The sequence below is a fragment of the Hydrogenophaga sp. YM1 genome (assembly GCF_016903055.1).
Classification (GTDB): Bacteria; Pseudomonadota; Gammaproteobacteria; order Burkholderiales; family Burkholderiaceae_C; genus Hydrogenophaga; species Hydrogenophaga borbori.
The window spans coordinates 2707874-2720171 of sequence record NZ_CP070223.1 but is presented as its reverse complement, the minus strand read 5'-3'; the positions used below and the strand labels follow the sequence as shown (position 1 = coordinate 2720171).

The window sequence follows — 12298 nt, the reverse complement described above, 5'->3', positions numbered from 1 at the left end:
CCGCGAGGGCTTGAAAAGGGTTCAGGTGGCCGAGGGGTTTTCGATCAGCAGGGCAATGCCCTGGCCGCCACCGATGCAGGCCGAGGCCACGCCCCAGCGCGCGCCGATGTCGCGCAGCTGGCGCGCGCAGGTGATGGTGAGGCGCACGCCGGTGGCCGCCAAGGGGTGGCCCAGCGCGATGGCGCCGCCGTGCACGTTGAGCTTGTCCTCGTCGAGGCCGAGTTCGCGCGACACCGCCACGGTCTGCGCGCCCTGCGCCTCGTTGATCTCGAAGCGCGCCACGTCGTTGAGCGACAGGCCCGCGCGCTCCAGCAGCAGGCGGATGGCGGGCGCGGGACCGATGCCCATGATCTCGGGCGGCACGCCCACCACGGCGGCGGCGGCCAGGCGCGCCAGCGCGGGCTTGCCGTGGGCCTTCAGGCCTGTGCCGTTGGTGACCACGGCGGCCGCGGCCGCGTCGGTCAGGGCCGAGCTGTTGCCGCCGGTCTGCACGCCGTCCTTGAACACGGTGCGCAGCTTGGCCAGCACCTCGGGCGGGGTGGGGCGCGGGTGCGTGTCGCGGTCGGCGACGCTGGCCTTGCCCGAGAGGCGGATGCCGCGCGGGCGGTAGCCCTCGCGCTCGAAACTCTCATGGCCCACGGGCACGATCTCGCCGTCGAACCAGCCGGCGGCCTGCGCGGCCACGGCGCGCTCGAAGGAGCGCGAGGCGAAGGCATCCACCGCCTCGCGGGTGATGCCATAGCGCTGCGCCAGGTTCTCGGCCGTGCGGATCATGCTGATGTCGGCCGCCGGGTCGGTGAGGGCCTCCCACATGTAGTCCTTGAAACCGATGGGCGCGCCCAGGCGGAAACCGCCGCGGTGGTCGAAGGCGGCGATGGGGTTGCGCGTCATCGACTCGGTGCCCACCAGCAGCACGTTCTGCGCGATGCCGGCGCCGATCTGCTCGCCGGCCTGGCGAAACAGCTCGAACCCGGTGCCGCAGATGCGCTGTGCCATGAGGGCCGGCACCTCCACCGGCACGCCAGCGTACAGGCCGATGTGGCGCGGCACGTAGAACTGGTCGAAGCCGCCCGGGGCCATGTTGCCCGCGAGCACGGAGTCGATGGCCTCGGGCGACACGCCGGTGCGCTTGAGCACCTCGCGCGCGACCTTGATGCCCAGGTCGATGGGGTTGGCGTCGGCGAAGGCGCCCTGGTAGTCCACCATGGGCGTGCGCACGCCATCGAGGATGTAGACGTCGTTGAAAAGCTGGCTCTGTCCGCGGCTCATCGGGAAACTTTCGAAGAAGTGGCCGGGCGGATGACGCCCGGGGCATCGGCGTACAGGGCCGCCACGCGCGCGGCGCGGCGCTGCAGCACCGCGCGCTGGTTGAGGTAGCCCTTGTCGGTGATTTCACCGGCGTCGGCGTTGGGCGGCTCGTCGAGCACCGCGGCGCGCGCGGGCGATTGCGAGGAGCCGCCGCCTTCGGCGCGCAGCGCCGCCAGGCCCTGGGCGATGTGCGCGTGCAGCGTCTCGCGCGGCAACTGCATGGCCGCGGCGGTGGGGAACACCAGCACGCCGATCTCGTCGCGGTCGTGGCCGGTGATGACCACATCCTGCGCGTGCGGCGCCAGGGCCGAGACCACGCGCAGGCGCAGCGTGCCCACCGACACCCAGGTGCCGGTGGTGAGCTTGAAATCTTCGGCCACGCGGCCGTTGAACACCACGCCCTGTTCGGGCCGCTGGGCATCGGCCAGGAAACCGGCGTCGCCGATGCGGTAGTAGCCCTCTTCGTCGAAGGCCTGGGCGCTCAGCTCGGGCGCGTGGCGGTAGCCGGGGAAGATGTTCACGCCGTGGATGCGCAGCTCCAGCTTCTCGCCGTTGGGCACGAACTTGAGCGACACGCCGGGCAGCACGCCGCCGATGACGCCCGCGCGCTCCATGCGCCAGTGCGCGCTGGTCACCGCCGGCGCGGTCTCGGTGGAGCCCCAGGAGGTGGTGAGCCAGATCTCGCGGCCCAGCACGCGCTTCGCCAGGGCCTGCAGCCGTTCCCAGCTGGCCTGCGGCAGCGCAGCGCCGGCGTAGAAGACCGCGCGCAGGCGCTCCAGCACGCGCCGCGCCAGCGCCTCGTCGGCCTCCAGCAGGGGCATGGCCATGTCGAAGCCGCGCGGCACATTGAACCAGATGGTGGGCTGCACCTCGGCCAGGTTGGCCACGGTCTTGTCCACCAGCCCGGGCGCGGGCCGGCCTTCGTCGATGACCAGGGTGCCGCCGTGGCACATCACCATGTGCAGGTTGTGGTTGCCGCCGAAGGTGTGGCTCCAGGGCAGCCAGTCCACCAGCACGGGCTTCTCGCGCTCCAGGAAGCGCCAGGCCTGCGCGATCATGCGCTGGTTGGCGCACAGCATGCGGTGCGTGTTGATGACCACCTTGGGCGTGCCGGTGGAGCCCGAGGTCAGCAGGTACTTGGCCGTGGTGTCGGGCGTGATGGCCTCGAAGGCCGCGCGCACCGCGGGCGTTTCCGGCGTGGCCAGCAGGCGCTCGAAGGGGATCGCGCCGGGCAGGGCGTCGGCGCCCTGGCTCAGCACCACGGGCACGTCCAGGCCGCTGCTGGCGATGGCCGGGCCATAGACCGCGGCGTCCGAGGCATAGACCAGGGCCGGCTGCAGCGTGCGCAGGATGCCGTGCACCTTCTCGTGGTCTTTGGTGAGGCGGCAGTAGGCGCTGGAGACGGTGCAACTGGCGCGGCCGATGTGCTGCGTGGCCAGCACCAGCAGCAGGTGGTCGATGGCGTTGTCCGACAGCACCACCACGGGCGCGTCGGGGGCCAGGTTCATGTCCAGCAGGGCCTGGGCCACACGGCCCACCTGGGCGCGCAGCTCGGCCCAGTTCAGGCGGCGCCAGCCGGTGGGGGTGCGTTCGGCCAGGGCGGGCGCGTCGGGCGTGTGCGCGGCCCAGTCCTCCAGCCATTCGCCGATGCAGCGCGCGTAGTCGCCCAGGGGTTCGGGCGAGCGCAGGACGAAGCTGCCGTCGGCCCGGTGCTCCACCGTGGCGGCGGGTGGGGCCAGCCACGCCGGGTCGTTCAGCCAGTCGAGAGGATTGTTCATGTCTCCATACAGATATGTATGTTTCATAACGAATCCTAGCGAGGGTTTCTACTGGGTTAGTACAGGGTTTATCCCTATCTCCATACATTTCTGTATGGAAGATTCGCGGGGCGCCGCCGATAGAATTTCCGCGTGAGTTCCGGCGCCGCTTCTCCCGCTAGCCCCGCGCGCAAGTCCCGTGGGGCTGGCGAGGTCGCGCGCGCTCCGCTCACGCCCGACACCTGGATCGAGGCCGCCACCGGGGTGCTGGTGGACCAGGGCATCGACCACGTGCGGGTGGACCTGCTGGCGCAGCACCTGGGCGTCACGCGCGGCAGCTTCTACTGGCATTTCAAGGACCGCGAGGACCTGCTGCGCCGCGTGCTGCAGGCCTGGCGCGAAACGGCCACCGAGAACCTCACGGTGCGCCTGGAGTCGGCGAACGAGGACCCGATGGAACAGTTGCGCGGTGTGCTGTCGCTGCCGTTCCGGGGCCGGGCGGCGGCGCGTGCCGCGCGCATCGAGCTGGCGATCCGCGCCTGGGCGCGGCGCGACCAGATGGCGCGCTTCGCGGTCGACGAGGCGGATTCGAGCCGCATCGGCTACATCGCGCAGCTGTTCTCGGCCCTGGGTTTTCCGGTGGTGGAGGCGCGCTCGCGGGCCTTCCTGCTGTACAGCTACGTGGTGTCGGAGTCGCTGATGCCCACGCTGAGCACCCCGGCGCAGAAAGACGACAGGCGCCGCTTCGCCGAGCGCTTGTTCACGCAGAAGCTGGGCGCGGCGGGCTGATGTGCGTCGGCCAGCAGGCCCGCGCCTCAACCCCAAGCTTGGTCGGTCTACCGCCGGAACAGCCGGTGCACCTGCTCCCGTATCCACATCTGCGCCGGGTCGTTCGCCGTGCTGCTGTGCCACACCAGGCGCACTTCGTAGTCGGGTGAGCTGTCGTGCGGCAGCTCCCACACGCGCATGTCGTGGCGCCGGCTCAGGTTGTCGGCGTACATCTGCGGCACGATGGTGAGCAGGTCGGTGCTGAGCGCCAGATCGGGCAGGGCGCCGAAGTGGCGCGCGCGCAGCACGATGCGGTCCGACAGGTTCAGGCGCACCAGCATCTTCTCCACGCTGCCATGGAAGGTGGCCGTGGGCGAGGCCACCACCAGCGGGGCGCTGGCCAATTGTTCGGGCGTGAGCCGCCCGCTGGCGCGGCCTGCGGACGGGCGCCAACCGCCGGAGCTCATGGCCACGTAGTGTTCGCGGAACAGCAGGTCGGCGCGGATGCCGCGGTGGCGCGGGTTGAGGATGCCGATGGCGAAGTCGATCTCGCGCGCCTCCAGCGCGCCAGCCAGGTCTTCGGCGGCCACGGCCACGTTGGACAGCCGGGCGTGCGGCGCCTGCTCGCGCAGCGCGGCGGCCAGCGGCGGCATGAACATCATCTCGCCCAGGTCGGACAGGGAGGTCTTCCAGTGCACCTCGCTGCGCGCGGGGTCGAAGGCCTCGTGCACGCTCATGGTCGACTCGAGGCGCTGGAGCAGCTCGGTGACCTCGGGGGCGATGCGCTCACACACGCGCGTGGGTTTCAGGCCGCCAGGGGTGCGCACGAAGAGCTCGTCGTCGAGGTGGCCGCGCAGGCGGGCGAGGGCGCTGCTGGTGGCGGATTGGGACAGCGACAGCGCCTTGCCGGCCGCCGTGACCGAACCGGTGCGGTGGATGGCGGCGAGCACGCGAAGCAGGTTCAGGTCGAGCTGGCGGAAGTTCATGGCGAATGATATCCACGCTGTGGATATACCTCATCGACAGATTCGGTTGGACAGATAGGCGCGTCGCCCCTACATTGCCGCCCCAACCCGCCTTTCACACCAAGGAGACAAACGATGCAGCCCTCTCGCAAGACCCTCTTCCGCCTGGCCGCCCTGTCGGCCCTCGCCCTCGGCGCCCTGAGCGCGCAGGCGCAGGACAAGCCTGTCGAACTCAAGTTCGCGCACTGGCTGCCGGGCACGCACCCGCTGTCCAAGCTCGGCTTCGAACCCTGGGCCAAATCGGTGGAAGCGGCCTCCAAGGGCTCGATCAAGGTGATGCTGTTCCCCGCGCAGCAGCTGGGCAAGGCCGCCGACCACTACGACATGGCGCGCGACGGCATCGCTCAGATGACCTGGGTGAACCCCGGCTACCAGGCCGGCCGCTTCCCGCTCATCGCGGCCGGCGAGCTGCCCTTCCTGCTCGGCAAGCCCGGCCCGGCCTCGGCCGCGCTGGACCAGTGGTACCGCAAGTACTCGGACAAGGAAATGAAGGACGTGAAGTTCTGCTTCGCGCACGTGCACGTGGGCACCTTCCACTCCAAGAACCCCATCACCGAACCCGGCCAGCTCAAGGGCCTGAAGATCCGCTCGGCCAACGGCACCGTGGCGCAGACCATGAGCCTGCTGGGCGCCACCAACGTGCAGGTCTCGGCGCCCGAGTCGCGCGACGCGATCCAGAAGGGCCTGGCCGACGCCATCACCTTCCCCTGGGGTTCCATCATTTCCTTCGGCATCGACAAGGCGGTGAAGTACCACAGCGACATGCGTTTCTATGCCTCCGACTTCGTCTGGGTGATGAACAAGCCCTGGTACGACGGCCTGGCCGCCGGCCAGAAGAAGGTCATCGACGACCACTGCAGCAACGAATGGGCCGGCAAGGTCGGCGCCAGCTGGGGCGACGAAGAGGACAGCGGCCGCGAGAAGCTCGAGAAAACCGCCGGCCACACGCTGGTGAAAATCTCGCCCGCGCAGATGGATGCCTGGAAGAAGGCCGTGCAGCCCGTCTACGCCGACTGGGTGAAGGCCGCCAGCGCCACCGGCGTCAACGGCCAGGCCGCGCTCGATGAGCTGCGCAAGGAGCTGGCCGCCCGCGGGGGCGCGAACTGATGAAGCGGCTGCTGTCGGCGGTCGAGACGCTGGCCGCGCTCTCGCTGCTCGTGATCGCGCTGCTGACGGCGGGCAACGTGCTCGTGCGCTACACCTTCGGCTGGCAGGTTCCCGACTGGTTCGACGGCACGCAGATGCTGCTGGGCATCGCGATGTTCTGGGGCATCGCGCTGGCCACCTGGTACGGCAACCACATCGCGGTCGACCTGCTGTGGGAGGCGCTGGGCCCGCGCGGCAAGCGCGTCATCGACGTGCTGGCCACCGCCGTGACCCTGGCATTCCTGGTGCCGCTGGCCTGGATGGTCTGGGTCAAGGTGGGCGGCACGGGCAGCCAGGGCACCATGGACCTGCGCCTGCCGCTCAAGTGGTTCTACAGCGCGGCCGCCGTGGGCGCGACCGTGGCCGCCGTGCTGGCCGCGGTGCGCCTGGGGCTGCTGCCCTTTGGCCGCGAGGCGCACGCCGAGGCCGTCGACGAAATCACCGCAGAGGGCATTCATGGATCGTGACCTGGTGGCCCTGCTGGGCTTCGTCGGCATGTTCGCGCTGATGGCGCTGCGCGTGCCCATCGGCGTGGCCATGGGCATCGCGGGCGTGGCGGGCTTCGCCGCGCTCAGCGGCCTCACGCCTGGCCTGAACCTGCTGGCCAACGTGCCGCTGTCGGTGCTGACCGACTACAACCTCATCGTCATCCCGATGTTCATCCTGATGGGGGCCTTCGCCTCGCATTCGGGCATGAGTGCGGAGCTGTTCGCGGCTGGACGCGCCTGGCTGCACCACCGCCGCGGCGGCCTTGCGCTGGCCTCGGTGGCGGCCTGTGGCGGCTTCTCGGCCATCAACGGTTCGTCGGTGGCCACGGCCGCCACCATGACGCAGGTGGCGCTGCCCGAGATGCGCCGCGCCGGCTACGAGCCCGGCATTTCGGCCGGCCTCATCGCGGCCGGCGGCACGCTGGGCATCATGATCCCGCCCTCGGTGATCCTGGTGCTCTACGGCATCATGACCGAGGTGGACATCACCGCGCTGTTCGCGGCCGGGGTGATACCGGGCCTGATGGCGGTCGTCTTCTACTCGGTGGTGGTGGCCATCATCGCCCGGGTGAAGCCCGAGTGGATGCCGCGGGGCGAGCGCCACGGCTGGGCCGAGCGATTCGCCAGCCTCAAGCCGCTGTGGGCCGTGGTGGTGCTCTTCGTGTTCGTGCTCGGCGGCATCTACGGCGGCCTGTTCACGGTACAGGAGGCGGCGGGCGTGGGCGCCACGGGCACGCTCGTGATCGGCATGGCGCGCGGGCGCCTGCGCTGGCCGCAGATCAAGGAGGCGCTGATCAGCGCGCTGCGCGTGTCCTCGGCCATCATGACCATCGTGGTCGGCGCCTACCTGTTCGGCTACTTCCTCACCATCACCCAGTTCACCCAGAACGCGGTGGAATTCCTGGTGAACCTGCCGATCGGGCCCTATGGCGTGCTGGCGCTCATCATGTTGGGCTACCTGGTCCTGGGCGCCGTGATGGACGAGCTGGCCATGCTGCTGCTCACCGTGCCCATCGTGTTTCCCGCGATGGTGCACCTGGGCTTCGACCCGGTCTGGTTCGGCGTGATCGTGGTGATGGCGGTGACCTTCGGCATGATCTGCCCGCCCGTGGGCATGAACGTGTTCGTCATCAATTCCATTGCGCGCGACCTGTCGCTGGGGCACATCTACCGGGGCACCATGCCGTTCATCGCGGCGGACGTGGTCCGGCTGTTCATCCTCTGCGCCTTCCCCTCGCTCTCTCTCTGGCTGCCCGGCCTGCTGGCCTAGCGAGGGCCTTCCCCCGATCCGACGCCCCCCGGCCCCACGGCCGGTGGGGCCGTTCGCGTTCACCTGCGACAATCGCGCCCCTGGCCCCTGCCTCGATGGTGAAATTGGTAGACACAGCGGACTTAAACTCCGCCGCTTGCCCGCAAGGGGGCGTACCGGTTCGACCCCGGTTCGAGGCACCAGGCGCTTTCCGCGCGGGGGCCTAGGTTTTTTCCGGACAGCCCGGTAGAGTGAGTTTCCATGAGCAGCCGATACGACGCCCCTTTTGAAATCCACGTGCACGGTGACGTGCCCCTGCGCGAGGACGTGGTGTTCGAGCAGATCCAGGAGGCCCTCAAGCCCCTGTGGCAGTACGCGGGCGGCCGTTCGCTCGCGGCGGTGGCCGAGAGCAGCTACGAGGACGAGCCCGGCATCCGCTTCGACGCCGAGTCGCACACCCTGCAGATCTGCTGGACGGTCAATGGCGACGAGGACTTCCGCCAGGCCGTCGAGGACGCCTGCATGGGGCTGAACGAAATCGCCTCGGCCGGCGCGCCGCTGGAGGTGTCGTTCTACGACACCGAGTTCGACGAGGAAGACGAGAACAACGAGGAAGAGGCGCGCGACGATTTCGTCATGTGCTTCGTCGGTCCCACGCCCGCGGCCATCATGCAGGTTCAGCGCGACCTGCTGGTGCAGGACGTGGTGCAGGTGATGGAGCGCCACTTCGACGCCTCGGAGCTGGGTGACGTGGTGGCCTCGATCGACAAGCTGTTCAACCAGCGCTTCGACGCCCTCGTCAGCTCCATGCAGCTGGGCAAGCCGCCGCGCGGCCACGGACCCTCGGGCCACGGCGGACCGCGCAAACCGCGGCACCTGCACTGATGCTCGCCAGCGCCCTGAACCCCGGCGTGCGCAAGCGCGAGGTGTTCGGCTGGGCGATGTACGACTTCGCCAACTCGGGCTACACCACGGTGGTGCTCACCGCCGTATTCGCCGCCTACTTCGTTGGTGGGGTGGCCGGCGGTGCCCATTGGGCCACCTTCGCCTGGACCGCCGCGCTCAGCCTGTCCAACCTGATCGTGATGTTCACCGTCCCGGCCATGGGCGCCTGGGCCGACCGGCACGCCGCCAAGAAGCGCCTGCTGATGCTCACCACCCTGGGCTGCGTGGCCGCCACGGCGGGTCTGGCCCTGGTACAGCCCGGCGCGGTGGCGCTGGGCGTGGTGCTCATCGTGCTGTCCAACGTCTGCTACGCCTGGGGCGAATCGTTCATCGCGGCCTTCCTGCCCGAGATCGCCCGGCCGGAGGCCATGGGCCGGGTGAGTGGCTGGGGCTGGAGCCTGGGCTACGTGGGCGGCATGCTCACGCTGGGCCTGTGCCTGGCCTACGTGCTGTGGGCCCAGGCCCAGGGGCAGAAGGCGGGGCAGTTCGTGCCCGTCACCATGATCGTCACCGCCGCCATCTTCGGTCTGGCTTCGCTGGTCACGCTGTCGCTGCTGCGCGAGCGCGCCCAGCCCCAGGCCGGCCGCGAGGGCGGCTGGCGCGCCTCGCTGCGCCGGCTGCGCGCCACCTTCCAGCAGGCACGCCACTACCGCGACTTCATGTGGCTGCTGGCCTGCACGGCGGCCTACCAGGGTGGCGTAGCGGTGGCCGTGGCGCTGGCGGCGATCTACGCCGAGCAGGTCATCGGCTTCGCGCAGCAGGAAACCATGGCGCTGATCTTCGTGCTCAACGTCGCGGCCATGGCGGGGGCCTTCGCCTTCGGTTACGGGCAAGACCGCCTGGGCCACAAGCTCGCGCTGAGCCTCACCCTGCTGGGCTGGATCGCCACCTGCGTGATCGCCGCGCTCAGCACCACCAAGGGCATGTTCTGGTACGCCGCCGCCATCGCGGGCCTGTGCATGGGCTCCAGCCAGTCGGCCGGACGCGCCATGGCCGGTATGCTGGCGCCGCCCGCGCAGCTGGCCGAATTCTTCGGGCTGTGGACCTTCGCCGTGCGTGTGGCCAGCATCGTGGGGCCGCTCAGCTACGGCGCCATCACCTGGATGACCGGTGGCAACCAGCGCCTGGCCATCGTGTCCACCGCCGTGCTGTTCGCGCTGGGACTGCTGCTGCTGCTGCCGGTGAACATGCGGCGCGGGCGCGAGGCCGCGCTCACCGCGCCGAGCACCGCTCAGCTCTGAGGCGACCGCACCTCGGCCGGCAGGTTCAGCCACTGCCGCGTGGCGCGCCGCAGCGATTCCGGATGGCCGGTGCTGCGCCACGTTGGCGAGGGCAGGGCCTCGCCGCTCCCTGGCCCGGCGCCCGGCAGCAGGTGCCGCGCGCGGCGCGCCACCGCTTCGGCCGGATCGATCAACGCGAGCGGCCCCTCGCTGGCGGCCAGCCAGGCCTCGCGCACCAGCGGGTAGTGCGTGCAGCCCAGCACCAGGGTGTCGATGGCCGGGGCTTCGTCCAGCAGCGCCCGCAGGTGGCGGTGGCACAGTGCCCGCGCGAGCGCTTCGTCGCCGCGTTCGATGGCATCGGCCAGGCCGTCGGCCGCGCGCTCATGCACGCTCGGCCCGCCTGCCGCGCCCGCCAGGCAGGCCGAGCGCAAGGCCTGGTAGCGCGCGCTGTTCAGCGTGGCGCGCGTGGCGACGACGCCCACGCGTCCGCTGCGCGTGACGGCCAGGGCCGGGCGCACGGCGGGCTCGATGCCCACGATGGGCAGGTCGGGGTGCTCTTGCCGCAGCGCGTCAATGGCCACGGCGGTGGCCGTGTTGCAGGCCAGCACCAGCAGGTCCAGGGGCTCGCAGGCCCGCCAGTCGCGCACGAGGGCGGTGACGCGCCCCCGCAGCGCCTCGGCGGGCCGCTCGCCGTAGGGCGCCCAGGCGTTGTCGGCCAGGTAGCTCAGGTGGGCGCCGGGCAACGCCGCGCGCAGGGCGCGCCAGACGCTCAGCCCGCCGACGCCGCTGTCGAAGACGCCGACGGCGGTGACGGGCGAGTCGCTCAAACGCTGGCCAGTGCGATGCCCTTGAACTCGCCCGAGGCGATGCGCTGGCTCCACTCGGCCGGGCCGGTGATGTGCGCGCTGGTGCCGCCGGCGTCCACGGCCACGGTCACGGGCATGTCGACCACGTCGAACTCGTAGATGGCTTCCATGCCGAGGTCTTCGAAGCCCACCACCTTGGCCGTCTTGATGGCCTTGGACACGAGGTAGGCCGCACCGCCCACGGCCATGAGGTAGGCGCTCTTGTGCTGCTTGATCGCCTCGATGGCGACCGGGCCGCGCTCGGCCTTGCCGATCATGGCGATCAGGCCGGTCTTCTCCAGCATCATGCCGGTGAACTTGTCCATGCGCGTGGCGGTGGTGGGGCCGGCGGGGCCCACGGCCTCGTCGCGCACCGGGTCCACCGGGCCCACGTAGTAGATGACGCGGTTGGTGAAGTCCACCGGCAGCTTTTCGCCCTTGGCCAGCATGTCCTGGATGCGCTTGTGCGCGGCGTCGCGGCCGGTGAGCATCTTGCCGTTGAGCAGCAGGGTCTGGCCGGGCTTCCAGCTGGCCACTTCTTCCTTGGTGAGGGTGTCCAGGTTGACGCGCGTGCTCTTGTTGTAGTCGGGCGCCCAGTGCACGTCGGGCCACAGGTCCAGGCTGGGCGCGTCCAGGTAGGCGGGGCCGCTGCCGTCGAGCACGAAGTGCGCGTGGCGCGTGGCCGCGCAGTTGGGGATCATGGCCACGGGCTTGCTGGCCGCGTGGGTGGGGTACATGGCGATCTTCACGTCCAGCACCGTGGTCAGGCCGCCCAGGCCCTGCGCGCCGATGCCCAGGGCGTTGACCTTCTCGTGCAGCTCCAGGCGCAGCTCTTCCACCTGCGTCAGCTTCTCACCCTTGGCGGCCTTGGTCTGCAGCTCGTGCATGTCGATGTCGTCCATGAGCGACTGCTTGGCCATCAGCATGGCCTTCTCGGCCGTGCCGCCGATGCCGATGCCCAGCATGCCCGGCGGGCACCAGCCCGCGCCCATGGTGGGCACGGTCTTGAGCACCCAGTCCACCAGCGAGTCGCTGGGGTTGAGCATCACGAACTTGCTCTTGTTTTCGCTGCCACCGCCCTTGGCGGCGACGGTCACGTCAACGGTATTGCCCGGAACGATCTCGGTGAAGATGACCGCGGGCGTGTTGTCCCTGGTGTTCTTGCGCGCGAACTGCGGGTCGGCCACCACGCTGGCGCGCAGGGTGTTGTCGGGGTGGTTGTAGCCTCGGCGCACGCCTTCGTTGATGGCGTCGTCCAGGCTGCCGCTGAAGCCCTCGAGCCGCACGTCCATGCCGATCTTGAGGAAGACGTTGACGATGCCGGTGTCCTGGCAGATCGGCCGGTGGCCGGTGGCGCTCATGCGGCTGTTGGTGAGGATCTGCGCGATGGCGTCCTTGGCCGCGGGACTCTGTTCGCGCTGGTAGGCGCGGGCCAGGTGGGCGATGTAGTCGGCGGGGTGGTAGTAGCTGATGTACTGCAGCGCACCGGCGATCGATTCGATGAGGTCGTCGGCCTTGATGGTGGTGGGCATGGTCGGTCGTGGGCT

General features: G+C 70.1%; 11 protein-coding genes and 1 tRNA gene. 7 read left to right on the top strand and 5 right to left on the bottom strand.

Annotated features, from left to right (window positions below; all coding sequences use genetic code 11):
* Positions 1-21: 21 nt before the first annotated feature.
* Together JNX00_RS12765 and JNX00_RS12760 are read right to left on the bottom strand one after the other, a co-directional pair.
* Positions 22-1269 (bottom strand): thiolase family protein, encoded by a 1248-nt coding sequence (locus JNX00_RS12765; RefSeq protein ID WP_204742523.1) that lies wholly within the window; start codon positions 1267-1269, stop codon positions 22-24.
* The gene (locus JNX00_RS12760; RefSeq protein ID WP_204742522.1) at positions 1266-3086 is read right to left on the bottom strand and encodes a feruloyl-CoA synthase; all 1821 of its coding nucleotides are present in this window, start codon (positions 3084-3086) and stop codon (positions 1266-1268) included. Before JNX00_RS12760 ends, JNX00_RS12765 begins: the two co-directional genes overlap by 4 nt.
* A gap of 132 nt (positions 3087-3218) precedes the next feature.
* On the opposite strand from JNX00_RS12760, the gene JNX00_RS12755 reads away from it, so the two are divergent.
* Positions 3219-3854 carry a TetR/AcrR family transcriptional regulator gene (locus tag JNX00_RS12755; RefSeq protein WP_204742521.1) on the top strand — a complete coding sequence of 212 codons (636 nt, stop codon included), beginning with the start codon at positions 3219-3221 and terminating at the stop codon, positions 3852-3854.
* Between the two features lie 47 nt (positions 3855-3901).
* Here the strand turns inward: JNX00_RS12755 and JNX00_RS12750 are convergent, their stop codons facing one another.
* Positions 3902-4819, bottom strand: coding sequence for a LysR family transcriptional regulator (locus JNX00_RS12750; RefSeq protein ID WP_070398350.1), 918 nt, complete (start codon positions 4817-4819; stop codon positions 3902-3904).
* A gap of 114 nt (positions 4820-4933) precedes the next feature.
* Here JNX00_RS12750 and JNX00_RS12745 point away from each other — a divergent pair, with 114 nt between their 5' ends.
* From JNX00_RS12745 to JNX00_RS12720, 6 genes are all read left to right on the top strand, one after another.
* Complete coding sequence (locus tag JNX00_RS12745) at positions 4934-5965, top strand: TRAP transporter substrate-binding protein (protein ID WP_070398351.1); 1032 nt, start codon at positions 4934-4936, stop codon at positions 5963-5965.
* The gene (locus JNX00_RS12740; protein WP_204742520.1) at positions 5965-6471 is read left to right on the top strand and encodes a TRAP transporter small permease; all 507 of its coding nucleotides are present in this window, start codon (positions 5965-5967) and stop codon (positions 6469-6471) included. The genes JNX00_RS12745 and JNX00_RS12740 overlap by 1 nt, the downstream gene beginning before the upstream one ends.
* A complete protein-coding gene (locus JNX00_RS12735) occupies positions 6461-7762 on the top strand; it encodes a TRAP transporter large permease (RefSeq protein ID WP_204742519.1) in 1302 nt (433 codons plus the stop codon). The genes JNX00_RS12740 and JNX00_RS12735 overlap by 11 nt, the downstream gene beginning before the upstream one ends.
* Positions 7763-7851: 89 nt before the next feature.
* Positions 7852-7944, top strand: a tRNA-Leu gene (locus JNX00_RS12730).
* Positions 7945-8002: 58 nt separating this feature from the next.
* Entirely contained in the window at positions 8003-8626 is a 624-nt protein-coding gene (locus JNX00_RS12725; RefSeq protein WP_116957272.1) for a DUF6806 family protein, read from the top strand.
* Positions 8626-9927: an MFS transporter gene (locus JNX00_RS12720; RefSeq protein WP_070398355.1), complete on the top strand. Its 1302-nt coding sequence runs from the start codon at positions 8626-8628 to the stop codon at positions 9925-9927. Before JNX00_RS12725 ends, JNX00_RS12720 begins: the two co-directional genes overlap by 1 nt.
* On the opposite strand, the gene murI is transcribed toward JNX00_RS12720, so the two are convergent.
* Positions 9918-10733, bottom strand: a complete 816-nt coding sequence (murI, locus tag JNX00_RS12715) for a glutamate racemase (RefSeq protein WP_204742518.1) — start codon at positions 10731-10733, stop codon at positions 9918-9920. The genes JNX00_RS12720 and murI overlap by 10 nt on opposite strands.
* A complete protein-coding gene (locus JNX00_RS12710) occupies positions 10730-12283 on the bottom strand; it encodes a fumarate hydratase (RefSeq protein ID WP_204742517.1) in 1554 nt (517 codons plus the stop codon). The genes murI and JNX00_RS12710 overlap by 4 nt, the downstream gene beginning before the upstream one ends.
* Between the last annotated feature and the right edge of the window lie 15 nt (positions 12284-12298).

What these genes read in the sequence shown, in the direction of transcription:
- JNX00_RS12765 (WP_204742523.1), bottom strand. Translation starts at nt 1,269, where the DNA reads ATGAGCCGCGGACAGAGCCAGCTTTTCAACGACGTCTACATCCTCGAT.
- JNX00_RS12760 (WP_204742522.1), bottom strand. Translation starts at nt 3,086, where the DNA reads ATGAACAATCCTCTCGACTGGCTGAACGACCCGGCGTGGCTGGCCCCA.
- JNX00_RS12750 (WP_070398350.1), bottom strand. Translation starts at nt 4,819, where the DNA reads ATGAACTTCCGCCAGCTCGACCTGAACCTGCTTCGCGTGCTCGCCGCC.
- JNX00_RS12745 (WP_070398351.1), top strand. Translation starts at nt 4,934, where the DNA reads ATGCAGCCCTCTCGCAAGACCCTCTTCCGCCTGGCCGCCCTGTCGGCC.
- JNX00_RS12740 (WP_204742520.1), top strand. Translation starts at nt 5,965, where the DNA reads ATGAAGCGGCTGCTGTCGGCGGTCGAGACGCTGGCCGCGCTCTCGCTG.
- JNX00_RS12735 (WP_204742519.1), top strand. Translation starts at nt 6,461, where the DNA reads ATGGATCGTGACCTGGTGGCCCTGCTGGGCTTCGTCGGCATGTTCGCG.
- JNX00_RS12725 (WP_116957272.1), top strand. Translation starts at nt 8,003, where the DNA reads ATGAGCAGCCGATACGACGCCCCTTTTGAAATCCACGTGCACGGTGAC.
- JNX00_RS12720 (WP_070398355.1), top strand. Translation starts at nt 8,626, where the DNA reads ATGCTCGCCAGCGCCCTGAACCCCGGCGTGCGCAAGCGCGAGGTGTTC.
- JNX00_RS12710 (WP_204742517.1), bottom strand. Translation starts at nt 12,283, where the DNA reads ATGCCCACCACCATCAAGGCCGACGACCTCATCGAATCGATCGCCGGT.